The 22,277-nt window shown below is 26.6% G+C and carries 19 protein-coding genes; all 19 read right to left on the bottom strand.

Going from position 1 to position 22,277, the window contains the following annotated elements; genetic code table 11:
* Nucleotide 1: 1 nt before the first annotated feature.
* The 19 genes from ACTTBO_RS04535 to nuoL all read right to left on the bottom strand — a co-directional run bounded on the left by ACTTBO_RS04535 (nucleotide 2) and on the right by nuoL (nucleotide 22,276).
* Nucleotides 2–508 carry an OmpH family outer membrane protein gene (locus ACTTBO_RS04535; protein ID WP_440656590.1) on the bottom strand — a complete coding sequence of 169 codons (507 nt, stop codon included), beginning with the start codon at nucleotides 506–508 and terminating at the stop codon, nucleotides 2–4.
* A complete protein-coding gene (bamA, locus tag ACTTBO_RS04530; protein WP_440656589.1) occupies nucleotides 508–2,757 on the bottom strand; it encodes an outer membrane protein assembly factor BamA in 2,250 nt (749 codons plus the stop codon). The genes ACTTBO_RS04535 and bamA overlap by 1 nt, the downstream gene beginning before the upstream one ends.
* Nucleotides 2,758–2,763: 6 nt before the next feature.
* The gene (gene dxr, locus ACTTBO_RS04525; RefSeq protein WP_440656588.1) at nucleotides 2,764–3,927 is read right to left on the bottom strand and encodes a 1-deoxy-D-xylulose-5-phosphate reductoisomerase; all 1,164 of its coding nucleotides are present in this window, start codon (nucleotides 3,925–3,927) and stop codon (nucleotides 2,764–2,766) included.
* Between the two features lie 5 nt (nucleotides 3,928–3,932).
* Nucleotides 3,933–4,604: a phosphatidate cytidylyltransferase gene (locus ACTTBO_RS04520; RefSeq protein ID WP_440656587.1), complete on the bottom strand. Its 672-nt coding sequence runs from the start codon at nucleotides 4,602–4,604 to the stop codon at nucleotides 3,933–3,935.
* Nucleotides 4,604–5,278, bottom strand: coding sequence for a polyprenyl diphosphate synthase (uppS, locus tag ACTTBO_RS04515; protein ID WP_440656586.1), 675 nt, complete (start codon nucleotides 5,276–5,278; stop codon nucleotides 4,604–4,606). Before uppS ends, ACTTBO_RS04520 begins: the two co-directional genes overlap by 1 nt.
* Nucleotides 5,275–5,826 carry a ribosome recycling factor gene (frr, locus tag ACTTBO_RS04510; RefSeq protein ID WP_440656585.1) on the bottom strand — a complete coding sequence of 184 codons (552 nt, stop codon included), beginning with the start codon at nucleotides 5,824–5,826 and terminating at the stop codon, nucleotides 5,275–5,277. The genes uppS and frr overlap by 4 nt, the downstream gene beginning before the upstream one ends.
* The gene (gene tsf, locus ACTTBO_RS04505; protein ID WP_440656584.1) at nucleotides 5,827–6,678 is read right to left on the bottom strand and encodes a translation elongation factor Ts; all 852 of its coding nucleotides are present in this window, start codon (nucleotides 6,676–6,678) and stop codon (nucleotides 5,827–5,829) included.
* A gap of 1 nt (nucleotide 6,679) precedes the next feature.
* Nucleotides 6,680–7,498 (bottom strand): 30S ribosomal protein S2, encoded by an 819-nt coding sequence (gene rpsB / locus ACTTBO_RS04500; RefSeq protein WP_440656583.1) that lies wholly within the window; start codon nucleotides 7,496–7,498, stop codon nucleotides 6,680–6,682.
* A gap of 129 nt (nucleotides 7,499–7,627) precedes the next feature.
* Nucleotides 7,628–11,044 carry a DNA polymerase III subunit alpha gene (gene dnaE, locus ACTTBO_RS04495; RefSeq protein ID WP_440656582.1) on the bottom strand — a complete coding sequence of 1,139 codons (3,417 nt, stop codon included), beginning with the start codon at nucleotides 11,042–11,044 and terminating at the stop codon, nucleotides 7,628–7,630.
* Nucleotides 11,037–11,714, bottom strand: a complete 678-nt coding sequence (locus tag ACTTBO_RS04490) for an ABC transporter ATP-binding protein (protein WP_440656581.1) — start codon at nucleotides 11,712–11,714, stop codon at nucleotides 11,037–11,039. The genes dnaE and ACTTBO_RS04490 overlap by 8 nt, the downstream gene beginning before the upstream one ends.
* Nucleotides 11,707–12,936 (bottom strand): lipoprotein-releasing ABC transporter permease subunit, encoded by a 1,230-nt coding sequence (locus tag ACTTBO_RS04485; RefSeq protein ID WP_440656580.1) that lies wholly within the window; start codon nucleotides 12,934–12,936, stop codon nucleotides 11,707–11,709. The genes ACTTBO_RS04490 and ACTTBO_RS04485 overlap by 8 nt, the downstream gene beginning before the upstream one ends.
* Nucleotides 12,933–14,267 (bottom strand): proline--tRNA ligase, encoded by a 1,335-nt coding sequence (gene proS, locus ACTTBO_RS04480; protein ID WP_440656579.1) that lies wholly within the window; start codon nucleotides 14,265–14,267, stop codon nucleotides 12,933–12,935. Before proS ends, ACTTBO_RS04485 begins: the two co-directional genes overlap by 4 nt.
* Nucleotide 14,268: 1 nt before the next feature.
* Entirely contained in the window at nucleotides 14,269–14,514 is a 246-nt protein-coding gene (locus ACTTBO_RS04475; protein ID WP_075506651.1) for a DUF1467 family protein, read from the bottom strand.
* Nucleotides 14,514–16,172 (bottom strand): ribonuclease J, encoded by a 1,659-nt coding sequence (locus ACTTBO_RS04470; RefSeq protein WP_440656578.1) that lies wholly within the window; start codon nucleotides 16,170–16,172, stop codon nucleotides 14,514–14,516. The genes ACTTBO_RS04475 and ACTTBO_RS04470 overlap by 1 nt, the downstream gene beginning before the upstream one ends.
* 1 nt (nucleotide 16,173) lies before the next feature.
* Entirely contained in the window at nucleotides 16,174–16,920 is a 747-nt protein-coding gene (locus ACTTBO_RS04465; protein WP_440656577.1) for a type III pantothenate kinase, read from the bottom strand.
* 5 nt (nucleotides 16,921–16,925) lie between these two features.
* Entirely contained in the window at nucleotides 16,926–17,462 is a 537-nt protein-coding gene (locus ACTTBO_RS04460) for a biotin--[acetyl-CoA-carboxylase] ligase (RefSeq protein WP_440656576.1), read from the bottom strand.
* A complete protein-coding gene (nuoN, locus tag ACTTBO_RS04455; protein ID WP_440656575.1) occupies nucleotides 17,462–18,880 on the bottom strand; it encodes an NADH-quinone oxidoreductase subunit NuoN in 1,419 nt (472 codons plus the stop codon). Before nuoN ends, ACTTBO_RS04460 begins: the two co-directional genes overlap by 1 nt.
* Before the next feature lies 1 nt (nucleotide 18,881).
* Nucleotides 18,882–20,363 carry an NADH-quinone oxidoreductase subunit M gene (locus tag ACTTBO_RS04450; RefSeq protein WP_440656574.1) on the bottom strand — a complete coding sequence of 494 codons (1,482 nt, stop codon included), beginning with the start codon at nucleotides 20,361–20,363 and terminating at the stop codon, nucleotides 18,882–18,884.
* Nucleotides 20,363–22,276: an NADH-quinone oxidoreductase subunit L gene (gene nuoL, locus ACTTBO_RS04445; RefSeq protein ID WP_440656573.1), complete on the bottom strand. Its 1,914-nt coding sequence runs from the start codon at nucleotides 22,274–22,276 to the stop codon at nucleotides 20,363–20,365. The genes ACTTBO_RS04450 and nuoL overlap by 1 nt, the downstream gene beginning before the upstream one ends.
* Between the last annotated feature and the right edge of the window lies 1 nt (nucleotide 22,277).

Genomic DNA, 22,277 nt, shown 5'->3' with positions numbered 1-22,277 from the left:
TTTATTTAAAATTTAAATTTATCAATTCTACTATTAATGAAGTTATATCAGATTCTGATTTTCCAATATAAATTTTTTTACTATCAAGTAGGATGGAAATAGAATTTTCACGCATATATTGTTCTATATAAGGATTGATATCATTAAAGAAAATATTCAATTCATTATTTTTTAGTTGTTTAAATTTATCAACTAATTCATTTTTTTTATCGGTGTAATTTTTAATTTTAATTTTTAATTTATTTAGCTCATTAGCATATTCTTCTGAAGAAATTATATTTTGTTTTTTTTTAATATTTGTTTCAAGTGTTTGCAATTCATTTTCAAATATTTTTAAATTTTTAATATTTTTATCATTTTCAATATTTAATTTATCTAATATTTTTTTCCCATAAATAGTTTTTTCAAGAACATTTTCTAAATTAATAAAGGCAATTTTTTCATCAGCGTAAGCATAAATATTTATATTAAAAAAAAAAATTAGAACGATTTTAAAAATTATCTTCATTAAAATGTAGTTCCTAAATTAAATCTAAAGGTTTCAGTTATATCACTAGAACTTTTAGACAAAGTTTCAGCAAATGAAAAATTCAAGGGTCCTAAAGGAGTAAACCAGTCAACACCTATACCAATAGAACTTCTGATTTTATCGTCATTTTCTAAAGTAGAATTATAATCTACACCCCATATGTTTGCAGCGTCAAAAAACATCAAAAAATCTAGTTCTTGAAGATTTTCAAAAAGTTTTGGCACAGTCGTTGAAATATTTAAAGCTCCAACATAATTACCACCAATAAAGTCTTTACCATCTTTTGGTCCAACCTTACCTCTTTCAAAACCTCTTAAATTTTTAGAAGGTATAAACAATCTTTCTGAAATTTTAATATCTTTATTTTTTATTGAATTGGCAGATTTTAAGAATATAGTTAAATTTGTAATATTATCTTCATACAATTCTGTGTAATAATTATATGTATATGAATTTGTTAATGTAGAAACTTCACTAATTACAGGAATGTTTAGATTGTAAGAGCTTCTAAAACCTTTTGTTGTTTTATATTTTTGATTACGTTTGTCATAATCAAAATCAAGATTTAGAAATGTATCCCAAAAATTTCCTTTTTGCTTTTTTAATTGGCTCGAAGCAGTTGAATTTGTCTCAATATTTTCAAAAGTTGATTTACCAGATAAACCAAAGTTAAAATCTGATAAATATTCAAATTTAGTACCTGTGCTGAATCCAGTTTTATTTGTCTTATATCCAGAAGTTTTAGTTCTATCAATTTCTAAAGCTTCTAAATCTAAGAAAATTGACTTGTCAGAATTATTAAGGTTTGGATTATATAAATTTAAATTACCTTTAATTGTTTCACTGGTAATAGTTAAATTTGATTCAACTTGCATGCCTTTTCCTAAATAATTATTTTCTCTAACACCAAAAGATATAGTCCCACCATTCGTCCCAACACCAGCACCAGCATATAATTCACCAGTAGGTTTTTCTTTTACAGTTATATCAATAGTTTTTGAATTTATTTCGTCACTATCTTTAGCTTCAACTTTAACATCACTGAAAAAATTTAAACTCTTTAAATTATTTTCAGTTCTTTTGAGTAATATTTCATTATAAGGATCTCCCTCATCAAGTTCAAAATTATTTCTTATGACATTTTCCCTAGTAACATCATTTCCTAATACATTTATTCTTTTAACAGTTATTTTGTCTGTTTCTTTAATTATAAATTCTAGATTAATTTTATTATCTATAATGGACTCATTAACAATCGCGTTAATAGACTGGAATTCTTCATCTAATGTAATAATATTTATTTCATCTAGTATTTGCTCGACTGTATTTAATGAATAATGACTTCCTTTAATTTTACTAAATATTTTATTTAGTTTAGTAAAATTATTTGGATCAAAATCTTTTGGAATAGATATCGCTAAATCGTTAAAGAATAATTTTTCCTTAGCATTTATATTAAATATCAGCTCAAAAGTATCATCATCTAAATATTTCCCAAAAGAAGAATTTATTTGAACATCATAATAACCTTTGTTTAGATAAAAATTTTTTAATAACCTTTGGTCCAAGTTTATTAAATTTTCATTTAGAAATTTTTTTCCTGATAAAATTTTCCAAAATTTATACTCTTCAGATACAATGACACTTCTAAGTTTATTATCTTTAAATTTTTTATTTCCTATAAACGAAATTTTTTTAATTTTTGCCTTTTCACCTAAATCAATTTTATACTCAACGCTAACTTTATTATCATCTAGTTCAATTACATAAGTGTCAACTGAAGAAAAATAATAACCTGAATTTTTTAAAAAATTTAAAATATTTTTTTTATCTTTTTCCAAAAGAATATCATTATATGATGAACGAGATTTTAGTTTTAATTCATTATATAGATTATCTTGAATCTTTTTAGCTTTAACTCCTTTTATTTTAACATTTTCAATAAGTGGAAATTCTTTAACTTCAATTATTAAATTATTGTCTAATAGTTTTATTTTAACATCTTTAAAGAAATTTGTTTTATAAAGATTTTTTAAACTTTTATTAATTTCATCATTATTAATTTCGTCAATATTTTCTAGTCCAGAGAATACAACTATAGTCTCAGTTGGTATTCTTTCATTTCCATTAACTAAAATTTTTTCAAATTTTTTAGAATAAGAAATAGAATTAAAAAATAATAAATTAATTATTAGTAATAATATAATTTGAATATTAATTTTAAACATATTTATTTATATACTTTTTGAATTAATATGAAACTTAACTTGTTTATTTAAATCAACTATTTGATTAATATTTTTTGGCTGAAATCGTTTGTATTTATAAAATTTCTTATTGTTAACGATTTGAATTAATCTTTTTTGAATATCATTGAAATTTATTTTTTTTTCCAAAAAAAGTTTTACCAACTCATCATTAGCAGAAACAATAACAGTCTCAAATAATGATGTTTTTTGAGGTATTTTTTTTAAAATATTAACTAAAGGAAACTTTTTTAGATTAATTTGTTTTAAATCTAAATTATTTAATTTTGCAAGATCTAATTTTTTTAAAGAGAATTTTTTATTTAAGTCCATACTAAGAGTATTAAATATTGGAATTTTCATGTCTGTATCATGAGCAATAATTTCAATCATTCCATTATTAAAGCATATTATAGAATGTATATATGATTTTGGGTGAACCAGTATACCAAGTTTATCAAAACTAAAATCAAATATATTTTTTGCCTCAATAATTTCAAAAACTTTATTCATCATTGTTGCGGAGTCAATTGATATTTTTTTTCCCATACTCCAATTTGGATGTTTCAATGCTTGTGAAATTTTAACTGATTTAAATTTACTAATTGGTAAATTGTTTAAAGGTCCTCCTGAAGCAGTTAAATATATTTTTTTTATATTGGTATCTTTTTTGTTGTTCAGTGCATACCAAATTGAAAAATGTTCAGAGTCAACTGGTACAAATATTGTTTTAAATTTTTTTATTTTTTTTTTAATTAAATTCCAACCACAAATTATTGACTCTTTATTTGCTACAGCTAATGTTTTAGTAAAAGGAATTATATTTAATGTTGGTTTTAAACCGTCAATACCTGTAATTGAGCTCATTACATAATCAATTTTATGTTTAAAAATTAATTTAAAATCATTAAAATTATTATATATTTTAATTTTATTATTCTTATTTATTTTTACAAATTTTTTATAACTTTTTATATTTGTAATAACTACATTTTTAACATTAAAAATTTTTATTTGTTTTAAAAGTACTTTATAATTTTTATTTGAGCTAAGTAATACAATTTCGAATTCTTTTTTATTTTTTTTAACAATTTTTAATAAAGATTTTCCAATTGAACCTGTTGAGCCTAAAATTGCAATTTTTTTTTTCATATTATTTAAGTCAAAATAAAATATGTTAACACGCCAAAAGGAATAGCAAATAACATCCCATCTAATCTATCTAAAATACCTCCGTGACCTGGAAGTATATTGCCAGTATCTTTTACTTTTGCCTTTCGTTTTAAATATGAAATTAATAAATCACCTATTTGACAATAGATTGACATGATTATTAACCAAAAATTAAACTCTAATGTTAGTTCTAAATTTATAGGTTTTTTTTCAATACTTGCTAACAATAATATAAATAAAATTGTCCCAATAATAGTTAATAAAATTGAACCTATAGATCCTGATATTGTTTTATTAGGACTTATACTAGTTAATTTGGGACCACCAAACAATTTTCCAAATATGTAACCTCCAATATCTGAAAATATACAAGTTATTAATAAAATTAATATTACCTCCTCGCCTAATTGAGCTTTAATACTTATTAATATTAAATAAAAAATATACAAATAAAAACCAATTAAAAAAGTCAGTAAAATAGAAAAAAATTTATTTAAATTAATTTTATTTATTAAATTATAAAATTCATAAAAACATATAATTAAAAAAATTGTTACTAATACATTCCAAGTAAAATCATTATTGTAAAGACCGATAAATAATAATGTTATTAAAATCAAAGATGTGAAAATTCTTTTTACGATATTTTTTGTCATTAAATATTTCCAAAATTCCTTTTTATTAATTTATATTTTTTAAGAATTTTATTAAAATCTTTTTCATTAAAGTCAGGCCATAATTTTTTTTCAAAAAAAATTTCTGAATATGCTAATTGCCATAGTAAAAAATTACTTAATCTCTTTGTATTTCCTGTTCTGATTAGCAAATCAGGATCAGGAATATCTTTTGTTTGTAAATATTTATTAATATTTTTTTCACTTATTTTATCTTTATTTTTTCTTAATTTTTTAAAAGCATCAACTAATTCATATTTTGAGCCATAGTTAAGAGCTAAATTTATCTGTAATGATTTGTTGTTAGATGTTTTTTTTTCAGCTAATGTTAAAAGTTGATTTAACTTTTTTGAAAATTTTTTTATACCAATAATTTTTAATTTAATATCCTGATTATTAAGGTTTTCTAATCTCTTTAAAAGAAATGTCTCTAACAATTGAAAAAGAAAAGTAATTTCTTTTTTTGGTCTCTTCCAATTTTCTGTTGAAAAAGCATATAATGTTAGAAACTTTATTTTATTTTTAATTGAATGATTAATAATTTTCTCAACAGTTTTTAAACCAGCCTTATGTCCAGCATTTCTAGAATTTTTGTTCTTTATACCCCACCTACCATTGCCATCCATTATTATGGCTACATGATTTAATGGGTTCATATTGTCATTATTTCTTTCTCTTTTGAAGAAACCTTGTCATCTACTGATTTTATATGTTCGTCTGTTATTGTTTGAATAATTTTTTCCTTTGATTTTTCATCATCTTCACCAATTTCTTTAGACTTTAACATCTTTTTAAGATCATCATTTGCCTCTCTTCGTATATTTCTTATGGAAACTTTACATTTTTCACCAATTGATTTAATTAATTTTTTTATTTCAGATCTTCTTTCCTCATTTAACTCAGGAATAGGTAATCTAATTAATTGACCATCAATTTGAGGATTTAAGCCTAAATCTGATTTCTTAATCGCAGCATCTAAAAGTGGAACATTATTTGCATCCCAAACCTGTATATTTATCATTCTAGGTTCTGGTGTTGTTATACTTCCAATTTGATTAATTGGCATTTGTTGACCGTAAACATCTACTTTAACAAGATCTAGCATTGCTGCATTGGCTCTACCAGTTCTTAAAGATGACAATTCTTTAGAAAATACATCTATGGCTTTATCCATTTTTAGACCATAAGATTTCTCGTCAAACATTTATTCTCCTATTTTTAATCTAAAGAATTCCTTAATTTTAAGATCAGCTATTGAAAGTTCTTTAACAATATCCTGAACTTTTTTCTTAGGTTCCATTACCCAAGCTTGAGTTAAAAGAGCATTTTCTTCCTTAAACTTGTTCATTTTTCCTAAGCTTATTTTTTTAGCTATTTCCTCAGGTTTACCTGAATTCTTTAGCTCCTCAGCGACAAGTTCTTGCTCTTTGTTAATAATAGCTTGATCAATTAAATTTGACTCTAGCGCTAAAGGATTTGAAGCTGCTATATGCATAGATAATTGTTTGCCAAATGATTTAACTGTATCTGATTTATCATTTGTATCAAGAGATACTAATACGGCTAATTTTGCAACGTTATCTTTTACAACTGTGTGTAGGTAGTGATTATTTATACCACTTTTATTCTCAATAGTTTTTGATTTACCAATCGTAATCTTTTCACCAATTTTTGCAATTAGAGCTACTAAATTATCATCTACACTTTGCCCATTTTTCATTGCAGCTTTTTTTAATTCATCTTGATTAGAACTGTGTTGGTTATTCAATTCACTTAATTCTTTAACAAAGTTTATAAAATCATCATTCTTTGCAACAAAATCAGTTTCACAATTTACCTCTATCACAGATGTTTTATTTTCATCACCAGATACTACAACAACTCCTTCTCGTGCATCTCTAGACATTTTTTTTGATGCTTTTGATATTCCTTTGACTCTTAGAATTTCAATTGCCTTATCTAAATCACCATGGGATTCTTTGATTGCTAAATTACAATCTTTAAATCCAGCACCTGTAGCTTCTCTTAATTTTTTTACTTTTTCTATATCGCTCATTTTAATTTAACTTTCCTTTATCTTCGTTAGAGAATTTTTTTTCTAATTTTTCTCTATCAATTTCTTGAATTGTTTTATTTTTACTTTCATCATTACTTTCGTTTGCTTTTTCTTGCTTAGGCTCAGATGATTGAATTGAACTTTTTGCATTATTAATTGTTTCCTTAATTAAGTTACAATAAAGATCTATTGCTCTTCTTGCATCATCATTTCCAGGTATTGGATAATCAATATTATCTGGATTAGAATTACTATCTAGTATAGCAATTATAGGAATACCTAATTTTGATGACTCAGCAATAGCTAATGACTCATAGTTAGTGTCTATTACAAAAACTAATTCAGGAACTTTTTTCATTTCTGCAATTCCACCTAAAGATCTTTGAAGTTTATCTTTTTTTACACTCATTTTGAGAAGTTCTTTTTTAGTAAACCCTCTATTTTCAGCAGCTAAATCAATTTCTAATTTTTTTAATTTTTTAATTGAATTAGATATTGTTCCCCAATTAGTTAGCATTCCTCCTAACCATCTATAGTTCACAAAGTACTGATCTGTTTCTTTTGCAACTTCTGCAATAGCTTCTGATGCTTGTTTTTTAGTTGAAACAAATAAAATTTTTCCATTATTTGCTATTGTATTATAGACCTTTTCTAAAGCTACTTTGGTTAATTCAAGTGTTTGGGTTAAATCTATAATGTGAATTGAGTCTCTTTTTCCAAAAATATATTTCTTCATTTTTGGATTCCATCTCAAAGTTTTGTGTCCAAGATGAACACCAGCTTCTAATAATTGTTGAATTGTAACGTTAGGTATTTTCATATTTATTCCCGGTTAAGCCACCACAGTAATTTCCAATTAAGGACCGGAGGTATAAAACCAACAACTGTGTGAGTGTTAATTTAATTTAATGGTTATTTACAAATATTTGTTAAAATTGACAAGTTTTATTTAACTAATTTCTGCTTGAATTTGCTGTTTTCTTAAAAGATTCAAAGATTTTCTGTCAAGATTCATTAGTTTTTTTAATTGAAAATTTAAAATTTGATCTTCTGTTGAGAGATTGAATTTTACTTGAGTTTTGCCATCTTCATTTAAAAATTTTGATATCTCTTGAATTTGTTCAATAGATTTAACACTAAATGATATTTCATTAATTGGACTATTAAATAAATCTTTTAAAGAAGCTATTTTTTGAACATTAATTCTTTTAAAACGGTTTTCATCGTTAGAAACATTCTTAGCCAAAGTTAAAATCAATGAGTTACCTTCTTTTAAAATTTCTCTATTTAACTCCAATAAATCTGAAAAAATAAATATTTCAAATACACTATTTAAATCTGTTAACTTTAAAACAGCATATGCATTTCCTTTTGCGGTTTTTCTCTCTTGAACTTTAAGTAATGTTGCAGCTACATTAGCATTTTCTAAATTATCATCTGATATAAATTTTGCGTAATCATTTATTTTATAGTCATCAAAAATTTCTGTAAATTGATTTAAAGGGTGATCAGATATAAAAAAACCAACTGCTTCAAATTCTTTTGATAATCTCTCTTCAAATTTCCAATCTTCTATTTTTGTTAAAATGTCTTTCTCTGTTTCAATGTTATCAGAAAACAAATCTATTTGATTGGCTAGCTTATTTTCAGAAATATTTTTATTTTTTAAAATCAAATTAGGTATTGAGTTAAAGATTGCTTGTCTATTTGAATTTAAATTATCAAATGCACCTGCTTTTACTAATCCTTCTAATTGTAATTTATTTATATCTTTTGGATTAACTCTGTTTATGAAATCATTAATAGATTCAAATTTTCCGTTTAACTCTCTTTCTTTAACAATATTTGAAATTGCTTCATAACCTACAGCCTTAATTCCACCTAATGCATAATAAAATTTTCCATCAATAGTTCTAAAGTCTGCAAAACATTCATTTATGTCAGGTCTAATTGTTTCAACATTAAGTCTTTTTAATTCCTCATAAAATTCACTTAATTTATTTTGATTAGAAATATCCATCGTCATTGATGCGGCAATGAATTCTTTTGGATAATAAGTTTTTAAATATGCTGTTTGATATGAAATTATTGCATAAGCAGCAGCATGACTTTTGTTAAAACCATATTCTGCAAATGGTTCAATTTTTAAAAATATTCCAGCCGCAACATCTTTAGCAATTCCATTTTTAACTGCTCCAGCGATAAAACCTTGTTTTTGTTTCTCCAACTCTGCTCTCTTCTTTTTACCCATTGCTCTTCTTAAAAGATCGGCTTGACCTGCAGTAAATCCTGACAATTTTTGAGCAATCTGCATTACTTGCTCTTGATAAATAATTACTCCATATGTAGGTTTTAAAATATCTTCCAATAATGGATGTAAATAATCTGGTTGTTGCTTTCCATGTTTGCAATCATTGTAAGTTGGTATATTGCTCATAGGGCCTGGTCTATATAATGCTACCAATGCAATAATATCTTCAATATGATTTGGTTTCATATGAAGTAAAGCTTCTCTCATTCCAGCACTCTCAATTTGAAATAAGCCTACAGTTTTGCCTGATGACAAAAGATCAAAAACTTTCTGATCATCAAAATCTATTTCTTCAATGTTAAATTTTTTATCTTTTTTTCTAACTAATTTTTGAGTTTTATTTATTACTGTTAATGTCTTTAACCCTAAAAAGTCGAATTTTATTAAACCAGCGTTTTCAGCTGAATACATATCAAATTGTGTTGAGGGTAAAAGTAAATCTGCAGAAGTATCTTTATATAAAGGAACTACTTCTGTTAATTTTTTATCTGCAATCACAACTCCTGCTGCATGAGTAGCGACGTTTCTATTAAGACCTTCTAATTTTAATGATAACTCTGTTAATTTTTTTACTCTGGTATCCTCATTAATTAGCTTTTTTAATCTTGGCTCTCCAGCTATACATTGGGTTAGGTTTTGAGGTCTAGAAGGATCAAAAGGTATCATTTTTGATATACTGTCAATAAACCCATAAGGTAATCCCATAACTCTACCAACGTCTCTGATCACCATCCTTGCTTTAAGTTTACCAAATGTGATTATGTGAGCTACACTATCTTTGTATTTTTTTGTTAAGTATTCAAAAACAAGGTCTCTTTTATCCTCACAAAAATCTATATCAAAATCAGGCATAGAAATTCGGTCTGGATTTAAAAATCTCTCAAAAATTAAATTAAACTTAATCGGGTCAACATCAGTAATTGATATACACCAAGCAACCAATGACCCAGCACCTGAACCTCTACCAGGACCAACTGGTATATCATTTTCTTTAGCCCATTTTATATAATCAGATACAATTAAAAAATAACTCGAATATTTCATTTTAATAATTATTGAAAGTTCATGATCTAGTCTTTCTTTATAAAGAAGAAAATTTTTATCATTTTCAAGCTCGCTGTCTTTAACGTTAAAAACTCTTAAAAATTTATCTCGCAGTCCTTCTAAAGAATATTTAGTTAAAAGATCATCTGCATTACCATCTTTATCAGTACTAATGTTTGGCAATATAGGATTAGAGAATAATGGTCTAAAATTACATCTTAAAGGAAAGTTGTAATTATTTTCTAATGCCTCTGGTATATCAGCAAATAACTCTGTCATTTCAGAGTTAGTTTTTAAATAATGTTGATCGCTTAATTTTAATCTATTTTTTTCATTAATATAGGTTTTGTTACCAATACAAATCAAAGCATCATGTGCTTCATGCAAATCTTTTGATAAATAAAAAACTTCATTAGTAGCAATTATTGGAATTTCTAGTTCTAAAGACTTTTTTAGATTAAATTTTTCAAACCCTTTTTCATTAGTGTCGTTGTGTCGTTGAATTTCTAAATAAAACCTATCTCCAAAAACTTCTTTAATTTTTAAATAAATTTCGTTTATTTCTGTAAATTTTCCTTTATCAAATAATTTTCCAAAAAGACCTAAAATAGTACCTGAAAAAACTGAAACACCATCAGAACTTTTTAATAATTCATCAAAATTTACATGAGGATCACTTAATTCATCATTTTTTAAATATGAATTTGAGGATAATTCAATAATGTTTTTATAACCTGTTTCATTCAAAGCAAATAAAGGTAGCAATCCAGTTGTATCATTTAGTTTAAAATTAATTTGAGTACCAATAATTGGCTGTGTTCCTGATTTAGAAATTTTTTCTGCAAATTCTAAAGCTCCACATAAATTAGAAGTGTCACTGATTCCTAAAGATTTAATTTTGTTTGATTTGCAATATTCTTGTAAATCATCAATCTTGGCCGCACCTTCACATATAGAATATTGTGTATGGACTTTTAAATGATTAAAGTTTTGATTTAATGACTCAGACATTAGATGATTTTATAATACCATCTCTCATCTCCAATAGGCAATCTGCCTTATTAGCAAAAAATCTATTGTGAGTTGCAAATATTATTAATCTATCTGATTTTTTTTGATTATATAAAAGTTTAAAAACTTCTTTTGCAGTATTCATATCTAAACTACCTGTTGGCTCATCCGCTAAGATTATTTCAGGATCATTTATAATAGCTCTTGCTATAGCTACTCTTTGAGCTTCACCGCCCGATAGTTGAGAAGGAAAATGATTTGATCTATTTGAAAGACCAATTTTTTTTAATAATTTTTTAGCCTTTGTACTTGCTAATTCTTTGTCATTATTGTTAGCAAGTGATGCTAAATAAATATTTTCTAAAGCAGTAAAGTCAGAAAGAAGATTGTTTTGTTGATAAACAATACCAATTTTTTTTGATCTAAAAATATCATTTTCTTCTGTATCATTAAAATTGATTTGATTTTGATTAAACATAATTTGACCTGATGAAGGTCTGTCTATTAAAGAAATTAAATTTAACAAAGTTGATTTTCCTGAACCAGATGGGCCCATGAGCGAATAAATTTTACCTTTTTCAAAATTTTGCGACAAACCTTTTAAGACTTTAATCTTTTTTTCAGTCTCAAAGCTTTTAGATATACTTTTTAATTCTAAATACTTACTCATATTTTAAAGATTTGATTGGATCTAATCTAGCTGCTTTAAAAGCTGGAAAAATTGATACTAAAATTGTTATAATTATTGAGCAAACTGAAATTAGAATAATTGATGTCAGATTAATTTCAGAAGGCATTTTGCTTAAAAAATATATTTCTTCAGGAAATAAACTTATATTGAAAACTGAGCTTAAAAATTGTCTAAAATTTTCAATGTAAATAGAAAAAGTTACACCTAAAAAAATACCAAAAATTGTTGCAGAAGTACCTATTATTACTCCAACTAAAAAAAATATTTTAATTATTGATTTATTTAATACTCCAATTGATTTTAAGATGGCAATATCCCTTGTTTTGTTTTTCACTAAAATAGTTAATCCTGAAATAATATTAAATGCAGCAACAATTATTATTAATGACAAAATAATAAACATAACATTCCTCTCAACTTTTAGAGCTGAAAATAATGAACTATTCATATCTGCCCAACTAAAAACAAACTCATCATCAAAAACTTGTTTTACTATTAATTTTTGAGACTCTATATTATTTGGATTTTTCAGATAAATTTCTAAATTTCTTTCGTTGGGATCATATCCAAAGAACTCTTCTAAAATATTAAGTTCAATAAATGCAATATTGTTATCAAACTCTGCTAAACCACTGTTAAAAATTGAATTAACTATAAAAGTTTTTTGTTTTGGCATACTGCCAATTATTGTTTGAACACCTGACGGTGACATTAAAGTCAATTCATCTCCTATTTCAAGATCTAGAGAAAAACTCAGTTCACTTCCAATTGATATGAAATTTTTATCAAATTGATTTAATTCACCTTTAAATTTTTCATTTGTTAATACCTCTAAATTTAAAAGATCATTGTATTTATAGCCTCGTAACACTATTCCTTTAGTATTATTGTTTTTTAGAATAATTGCCTCTCCTGAATTACTAAAAATAATATTCTTAGAGATTAACTTTAGTTTATTATTTATTTTATCTTCATCTATTGAATTTGAATAAGGTTTAACAGTAATATGTGAATTAAATCCTAAAATTTTATTGATTAATTCTGTTCTAAAGCCGTTCATTACTGACATAACAATAATAAGAACAGCAACACCTAGACTTATTCCGATGAAAGAAAATATTGAAATAACATTTAAAAAGCCATCCTTTTTTCTAGCTTTTAAAAATCTTAAAGTAATTTCTTTTTCTAAAGTAGAAATCAAATTGAATTTTTTTGTTTATTTATAATTTCTATAATTTTGCTTAAAGGTAAGTTTTGAGTTTCACCACCTGTTTCTTTGAACTCTAATAAATCACCTTCACTTTTCTTTCCAATGATAATTTGATACGGAGCCCCAATTAAACTCATTTTTTTAATTTTAGATGAAAAATTTTCATCAGTATCATCAATAAGAGCATCAATATTATTTTTTAATAACTCACTGTAAATATTATTGGCTTTAACAAGTGCTGAATTATCGTTTTTATTTATCATCGGTATCAAAGCAATATCATATGGAGCAACAGACAATGGCCATTTCATGATTTCATTTTTTTCATCATATTTTGCCTCTATTATTGCCCCAACTAGCCTTGATACACCAATTCCATAAGAACCCATTTTAACAAAATCTTTTTTTCCACCTGGTAAATCTACTGATGCATTCATAGGTTTTGAATATTTGTCGCCAAAATAAAATATGTGGCCTACCTCAATACCTTTTGTGATTAATTGATTTTCCTTTGAAACTATTTTTTCAAATTCATCTTTGTTAAACTTTTCATCTGTCACAGCATAAAATTGCTCATATTTTTTTCTCATTTCTTCTAACGAAGATTTTTCTAATTGAGTATCATCACTATTTAAGTCAAAAATTCTTTTATCAGTAAAAATTTTACTTTCTCCCGTGTCTGCTAAGATAATAAATTCATGAGATAAATTTCCTCCAATTGGGCCAGTGTCAGCAGCCATAGGTATTGCAGTTAGATCTAATCTTTTAAAAGTTTTTAAATATGAAAGAAAAAATTTATTATAAGAAAAAAAGGCTTCTTCGTCTGATACATCGAATGAGTAGGCATCTTTCATATAAAACTCTCTCCCCCTCATTATTCCAAATCTAGGTCTTATTTCGTCTCTAAATTTCCATTGTATGTGGTACATTAGTTGGGGTAATGATTTATAAGATTTAATTGAAGATCTAAAAATTTCTGTAACTTGCTCTTCATTGGTAGGTCCATAAAGCATTTCTCTATTTTGACGATCAGTTATTCTAAGCATCTCCTCACCATAATCATCATATCGACCACTTTCTTTCCATATCTCACTAGATTGAATTGTTGGCATTAATATTTCTTGAGCGCCAATCTTATTTTGCTCTTCTCTAACAATTTGTTCTATTTTTTTCATTACCTTAAAACCTAAAGGTAACCATGAGTATATCCCTGCAGAAGCTTGCTTTATCATACCAACTCTCAACATTAATTGATGAGATTTAATTTTTGCTTCAGAAGGATTATTTTTTAATATCGGAATAAATGAATTTGATAAAAGCATCTTAACTAATCATATTTCTTAAATTTAAATATTCAAATTTTATTAGTAAATAAATAATGATAAAAATTACAGTAGTTATACCAGTGCAATACAAGAATTTTTTCAACATTTTTGGGTTTTCAGGTGATCCTGGATCTTCACCATCAATTTTTACTGTTTTTGCTCTGTTTACATCAATAGGAAGTATGGCAAAGAAAACTATCCACCATATAATTACATAGATAATTGCTAAACCAGTTACACTCATTAAATTCTAACTAAGTTAATATTAGTGAAAGGTTTTTTTCCCGTTCTTTCTTTAGAAAATTTTCTGCAGGCAATTTTCAATGCATCAATTAAATTATGCTCTTGTTGCTTGCTTCCAATTTTAAAAGTTCTAGAAGTTTTTTCTATTTCTTCTTCCAACCCATAAACAAATTCTTCTCTATCATCTACTGGCAAACCACGAAAAGAAAGCACAGGATTGTTGTGAATATTTCCTTTAGGCGTTATCATTAAAGTTACTTCAAGATATCCATTAGCACTCAAATTTTTTCTATCTTTTATTGACTGTGAATCTGGATCAACACTTACATTGCCATCTAAATATAATCGACCACTTGGAGCTTTGTCGTAAACTTCAGGCTGATTACCAGGATATAACTTAACTATATCACCGTTTTCTACTTGTACAGGATATGGAACTTGCATTTCTTTTGCAAAATTTATGTGTTCTATCATGTGCCTATGTTCACCATGTACAGGTATTACGCATTTAGGTTTAACCCATTGATACATTTCTTTTAAATCTTCTCTATTTGGATGACCAGAAACATGAACAAATTCAGTTTCCTCTGATATCACTTCTATACCATCTTTAACAAGTTGGTTGTGCAATTTATAAAGTTTTTTTTCATTTCCAGGTATAATTTTTGATGAAAATATTACAGCATCACCTTTTTCAATAAAAACATCAGGGTGTACATAGCTAGAAATTCTCATCATCGCTCCCATTGGTTCTCCTTGGCTACCTGTACAAAGATAAACTATTTTTTCTCTTGAGAAATTTTTAGCTTCACGGGGGTCAATTGGTTCAATTGTATTTTTTAAATATCCACATTGACGTGCAGCTTTGTAAATACGATGCATTGATCTTCCAACTAGTGAAATTTGTCTTCCTGTTTGCTCAGCACAATAAAATGCTGTCTCCATTCTTGCTACATTGGATGCAAATGAAGTGATTATAATTCTCTTTTTCAATCTCGACATTACATTTAACATATTTTTTCTAACATCAAGTTCAGATCCAGACTTGCCGGCACTAAAAACATTAGTAGAGTCACAGATCATTGCTAATACTCCTTCATTACCAATTTCTTTTAATCTCTTCTCATTTATATTGTCACCAATAAGTGGATTGGGATCTACTTTCCAATCTCCTGTGTGTAAAATTACACCAGCAGGAGTTTTTATTCTTAAGCCATTGGGTTCTAAAATTGAATGAGTTAAAGTTATATATTCAATTTCAAATGGATCTAATGAAACAGTTCCATTTAATTCAACAATTTGTAAATCATTAGTAATATCTATTTGTTTTTCTCGAAACTTCTCTCTAATCAAAACTGCTGTAAATGGAGTAGCAAATATTTTACATCTTAATTTAGGCCATAAATGTGCAATTGCTCCAATGTGATCTTCATGTGCGTGTGTTAAAACTATACCCAACAAGTTATCTTTTCTTTCAACAATAAATCCAGGATCAGGATAAATTAAATCAACACCTGGTATAGTGTCATCAGCAAAAGTTACACCAATGTCTACCATTATCCATTTATGATCGCTTGGTTGACCGTAACCAAACAAATTCATGTTCATACCAATCTCTCCTGATCCACCTAGTGGACAAAATAACAATTCATCTTTCATATTATTTTATTTGCTTAGAAATCTTTATTAGACCTTTAATTGTAATATCTTGGTTATGTTTAACTTTCGATTTTATTGAACTTGTAAATAAATCAGAAAATCCACCTGTCAATACAACTTTAAAGGATTTTCTTGTCTCTTTCTTAATTAAATTAATCATATTGTCAATTAAACCAGCATAACCCCAAAAAAAACCTGATCTAACAGCAGAAAGTGTATTGCTGCCTATTACTTTTTTAATACGTTTAAGCTCAATTTTTGGAATTAAAGTAGCTCTGTCTGACAAAGTATTAAGAGACAACTTAATTCCAGGAGCTATTATGCCTCCCATATACGTATTTTTTATTAAAACATCAAATGTTGTGGCAGTGCCAAAATCTAAAATTATATAATTATTTTTGTTATCCAATAAACTTATAGCGTTTGTAATTCTATCAGAGCCCACCTGTTTATAGTCAACTTTAATTTTAATCATTGATTTTAAATTCAAATTTTTTACTTCATTACATTTAACTTTAGTGATTTTAGAAAAGTAGTTTTTTATAATTTTAAAAGTATTTGGGACAACGCTGCAGAACAATATTTTTTCGATTTTATTTATTTGAATTTTATTTTTTTTAAATAAGATTTTTAATTGGTTGTTACTTATTTTTTTTGAAATAAAAGTAATTCTTTTTAAAATTGTATTTTTTTTGGAAACTAAAAAAATTTTAGTATCAGTATTTCCTATGTCACCTAAAATATACATATTAATTAATTTATTTTATACATTTTTGATATTCTATTTTCAAAAACTAGTTTCAAATTGTTTTCTAATTCAGATTTATTAATTTTTTTACCTATTATTTTATATAAGTTTGTAGATGGATAATTTTTTATATTTGGGTTTTTTATTACGTTAATTCCTATTCCTGTTATTAAAAATTTTTTATCTGATTTCGTTATAATTTCTTGCAAAATCCCACTTATCTTTTTTTTATTGATTAATAAATCGTTTGGTTTTTTAAAAGTTATTTTATTTTTTATATATTTAGAAAGTGTTTTTTTCACTAAATTACAATTTAACTTTGTCACTCTTTCTATTGAGAATTTATTTTCATCGAATGGATGAAAAAAAGAGGCAAATAAATTACCTTTATATGAAATCCATTCTCTTCCATACTGACCTCGACCACTAAATTGTTTTTCAGCAACGACCATACCAAATTTATAATTAGTTTTTTTTATTATTCTTGCAGCTGTATCGTTAGTACTTTTTATTATTTTAAAATTAAATTTCTTAAATTTCATTAAATAATATTAATTCTTGATACTACTTCAATTAATTGGCTTGGAAATATGAAGTATAAAAGAATTAATATTGTAGAAAAAGTTAATGAAAATTTTAACCATAAACTATGATCCGTATCATATTTATCTTTTTCTTTATCAAAGTACATAATCTTGATTATTCTTAAGTAATAGAAAGCTGCAACAACAGTAGATAACAATCCAACAATAGCTAAAAAATACATTGATTGTTCTAAAACTGCTTTAAAAACATAAAACTTAGCAAAAAACCCTGCTAATGGTGGTATCCCTGCCAATGAAAACAATATTACAAGTAAAGAAAGTGATAATAATGGATGATTTTTCGATAAACCAGATAAGTCATCAATATCTTCGTAATATTGATTATTTCTTCTAAGCATTAACAAACAAGAAAAAAGGGCCAAATTCATCACAACATAAATTGAAATATAAATTATTGAACTTTGAATTCCTTCATTAGAAGCAGTGGCAAGACCAGCCAATGTGTAGCCTATGTGTCCAATAGAGCTATAAGCAACCAGTCTTTTAATATTTGTTTGTCCAATTGCTGCAATTGCACCAAATAGCATTGAGGCAATAGATAAAAATACAATTATCATTTGCCATTGATCGATTAGATTTAAAAATGGAACATATAAAAATCTAATAAATACAGTTAACGCAGCAATTTTTGGTACCATTGTAAAAAATAAAGTTACTGTAGTTGGAGATCCTTCGTAGACGTCTGGTGCCCACATATGGAATGGCACTGCTGAAATTTTGAATGCTAAACCTACTAAAATAAAAACTATACCAAAAGTCAGTACATACTCATTTGAATTAAGTTGTGTAGAAATCACATCAAAGTTCGTAGATCCTGAAAAACCATAAATTAGTGAACATCCATAAAGTAATAATCCTGATGATAATGCACTTAATACAAAATATTTTAAACCTGCTTCAGATGATTTTAGTTGATCTCTGTTATAAGTTGCTAAAACATATAAGGCTAATGATTGTAACTCTAGACCCATATAAAATACAATAAGATCATTAGAACTAATCATGACCATCATTCCCAGTACAGAACTCAAAATTAAAACTGGATATTCAATATTAAAAATTTTAAAAATTTTTAAATAACTAGAAGAAATAACTAACACTAGAAAACCACCCAACAATGTTATTATCTTCATAAATGAAGACATCTTATCTATTAGAACACTACCATTAAACAAAGTTTCTCTATTCACAGAGAAAGTTTCGTTAATTGCTATTATAGCAGCAATCAAAAATACAAATAAAGACAAGTTAAAAGTAATCCCTGAACTATTTTTTTTAAACACGCCCAATACAAGTAAAAACATTATTGATAATGAGATAAAAATTTCAGGTAAAATTAAATTTAAATTTTCCATATTATTTGCTCGCTAAATTAATGTTATGCATATTTATTAAATCTGAAACTGAAACCTCTATTGTATTAATCAGAGGATCTGGATAAAAACCAAAAAATAAGGTTGGAATAGCCAAGCATGTTAAAATTAAATATTCTGATTTATTTAAATCTAACATTTGTTTTAAATCTTCATTAACTAATTTTCCAAAAACTACTCTTTTGTACAACCAAAGCATATAAGCGGCCCCTAAAATCACTCCTAAACTTGCTAATACAGCTACTAAAAAATTGTCCTTAAAAGCACCCATTAAAATTAAAAATTCACCAATAAAACCACTTGTTCCGGGTAATCCTAAAGCAGCTAATGTAAACAACATAAATAAAATCGAATACTTTGGTATTATGGCAACTATACCACCATAAGAATTTATCATCCTTGAATGCATACGGTCATAAACAACACCAACACATAAAAATAGAGCCGCGGACACTAATCCATGACTAATCATCTGGATTATACTTCCCTCTATACCTTGTTGTTGAAGAGTAAAAATACCTAAAGTTACAAAACCCATATGTGCAACAGACGAATATGCAATTAACTTTTTCATATCTTCCTGCATTAAAGCGATAAAGGATGTAAAAATTATTGCTATAACACTCAAAGTATAAATAAGAGGTGTGAATACTTCCGAAGCTACTGGAAATAATCCAAGTGAAAACCTAATAAAACCATATCCTGCCATTTTTAATAGTATAGCAGCTAATAAAACTGAACCAGCTGTAGGAGCTTCAACATGAGCATCTGGTAACCAAGTGTGAACAGGCCACATAGGTGTTTTTACTGCAAAAGAACTAAAGAAAGCTAACCATAATAAATTTTGGTATTTAGCGTCAATTCCAATTTCATAAAGTTTAACTACATCTGTTGTACCTGATATCCAGTATATTGAGATGATCGCAACCAACATCAAGACTGATCCAAGTAAAGTATATAGAAAAAATTTAAATGCTGAATAAACACGTTTTGGACCACCCCAAATACCAATAATTAAAAACATTGGAATTAATCCAGCCTCAAAAAATAAATAAAAAACAACTAAATCAAGTGCACAAAACACACCAATCATGAAACTTTCCATGATTAAAATTGCAATTAAAAAATCTCGTAATCTATTTTTTACTGAATTGTTAACTGAAATAATACAAAGTGGAGTTATGAAGGTTGTTAAAATTATAAATAATATAGAAATTCCATCGACACCAACTTTATAATTAATAAATCCTTCAATCCATGTTCTGTCTTCAACAAATTGAAAATCAGATATGCTTTGGTCAAAAGATATCCATAAATAAATAGAAATTAAAAAATTAACTATACTTGTAAATAAAGCTACATATTTAGCTGTTGAATTATTTCCATCTTTATCTTTTGTAAAAAATAGAAAAAGAGATCCTATAGTTGGTAACAAGATTAAAGATGATAAAATTGGAAAGCTCATTATTTAACTATCAAAAAGGTTAATAAAGCAGAAAAACCTAACAACATTACAAAAGCATATTGATAGATAAAACCACTTTGAAATTTATTTGCTTTAATTGAACATTTTTTTATAAAAGAAGAAATTCCATTAGGACCAAATCCATCTATTATAGTTCCATCACAAACTTTCCATAAAAATGTCCCTAGTTTTTTTGATGATTTAATAAAAATAACCTCATACAACTCATCAAAGTACCATTTATTGACAAGGAAATTGTACAAAGGTTTATTCATTGAAGCTATTTCATTTGGCAACTCTTTGTTCTTAACAAATAAGTAATAAGCAATAGGTATTGATAGGATAACTAAACTAGGTGTTAAAAGTAAAAACCATGTTGGTGGATGATCTTTGCTTAGAGGTTCTAAAAATTTGATTGATTCTGACCAAAAATAATTTTCACCACCATGTCCAATGAACAAATCTTTAAATAACATGCCTGCAAAAATTGCACCAATAGAAAGCACAAATAACGGAACTAGCATTACCAAAGGTGACTCGTGCGTTTCCTCAATTTTAATCTCTTTATTATTATATTCGCCATGAAATGTTTTGAATATTAGTCTCCACGAATAAACTGACGTTAAAAATGCAGTAACTATTCCAATGCCAGCTGCATAATAACCTGTTGTATTTCCTTTCAAATATGCAAATTCAATAATTGCATCTTTTGAATAAAAGCCTGATAAAAAAGGAAAACCTGTTAAAGCAAGAGTTCCAATAATCATTAAAGCATAAGTGTAAGGTAATTTTCTCCATACACCTCCCATGTTATTAATATTTTGCTCATCTTTAAAAGCATGAATTACTGATCCTGATCCTAAAAATAATAAAGCTTTAAAAAAAGCATGCGTAAATAAATGAAACATAGCAACATTGTAAGCTCCTACACCAGCTGCGAAAAACATGTAACCTAACTGACTGCAAGTTGAATAAGCAATTATTTTTTTAATATCTGTTTGAACCAATGCTACCGTTGCAGCAAAAAAAGCTGTTGTCATTCCAACTACAGTAATCAAGTTTAAAATTACTGGAGAAAATTCATATATAGGTGAACATCTAACAACTAAAAATACGCCTGCAGTAACCATTGTTGCAGCATGAATTAAAGCAGAAACTGGTGTTGGTCCCTCCATTGCATCAGGTAACCATGTATGAAGTAAGATTTGAGCTGATTTACCCATAGCTCCGATAAATAACAATAAGCAAACCAAATCTATCGCTTTAACCTCAAAACCTAAGAAGGATAAATCTTTATCTACAACTGTTGGAATTTGTTGGAAAACTTCATCATAATTTACAGTTCCAAATAAATAAAAAACTAAAAAAATACCTAACGCAAAACCAAAGTCACCTACTCTATTAACTACAAATGCTTTGATTGCAGCTGCATTAGCACTTTCTTTTTTAAACCAAAAACCAATTAGGAAGTAAGAACAAAGACCAACTCCCTCCCAACCAAAAAATAGTTGAATAAAATTATCTGATGTTACTAGCATTAACATTGCAAATGTAAATAATGATAGGTAAGCCATAAATCTTGGTTTATGTGGATCGTGAGACATGTATCCGATAGAATAAATATGGACTAATGCTGATACAGAAGTAACTACAACCAACATCACAGCTGATAGAGGATCAATTAACATTGACCAATTAACATCAAGTGAACCTGAATTAATCCAAGTTGCTATAACAATATTTTCCTCATATTGATTAACAATTACCTGATACAATACAATTATTGATAAAATTGCAGATATAGAAACTAATGCACTAGTTACTATTTCAGAATTTCTATCACCAATGTAACGTCCAAAAAAGCCTGAAATAATTGATGCTATTAATGGAAGAAATAAAATTGAAAGTTCCATT

It is taken from the genome of Candidatus Pelagibacter sp. HIMB1509, assembly GCF_052047855.1.
In the GTDB taxonomy this organism is placed as follows: domain Bacteria; phylum Pseudomonadota; class Alphaproteobacteria; order Pelagibacterales; family Pelagibacteraceae; genus Pelagibacter.
This window is presented reverse-complemented; position numbering and strand designations above follow the sequence as displayed.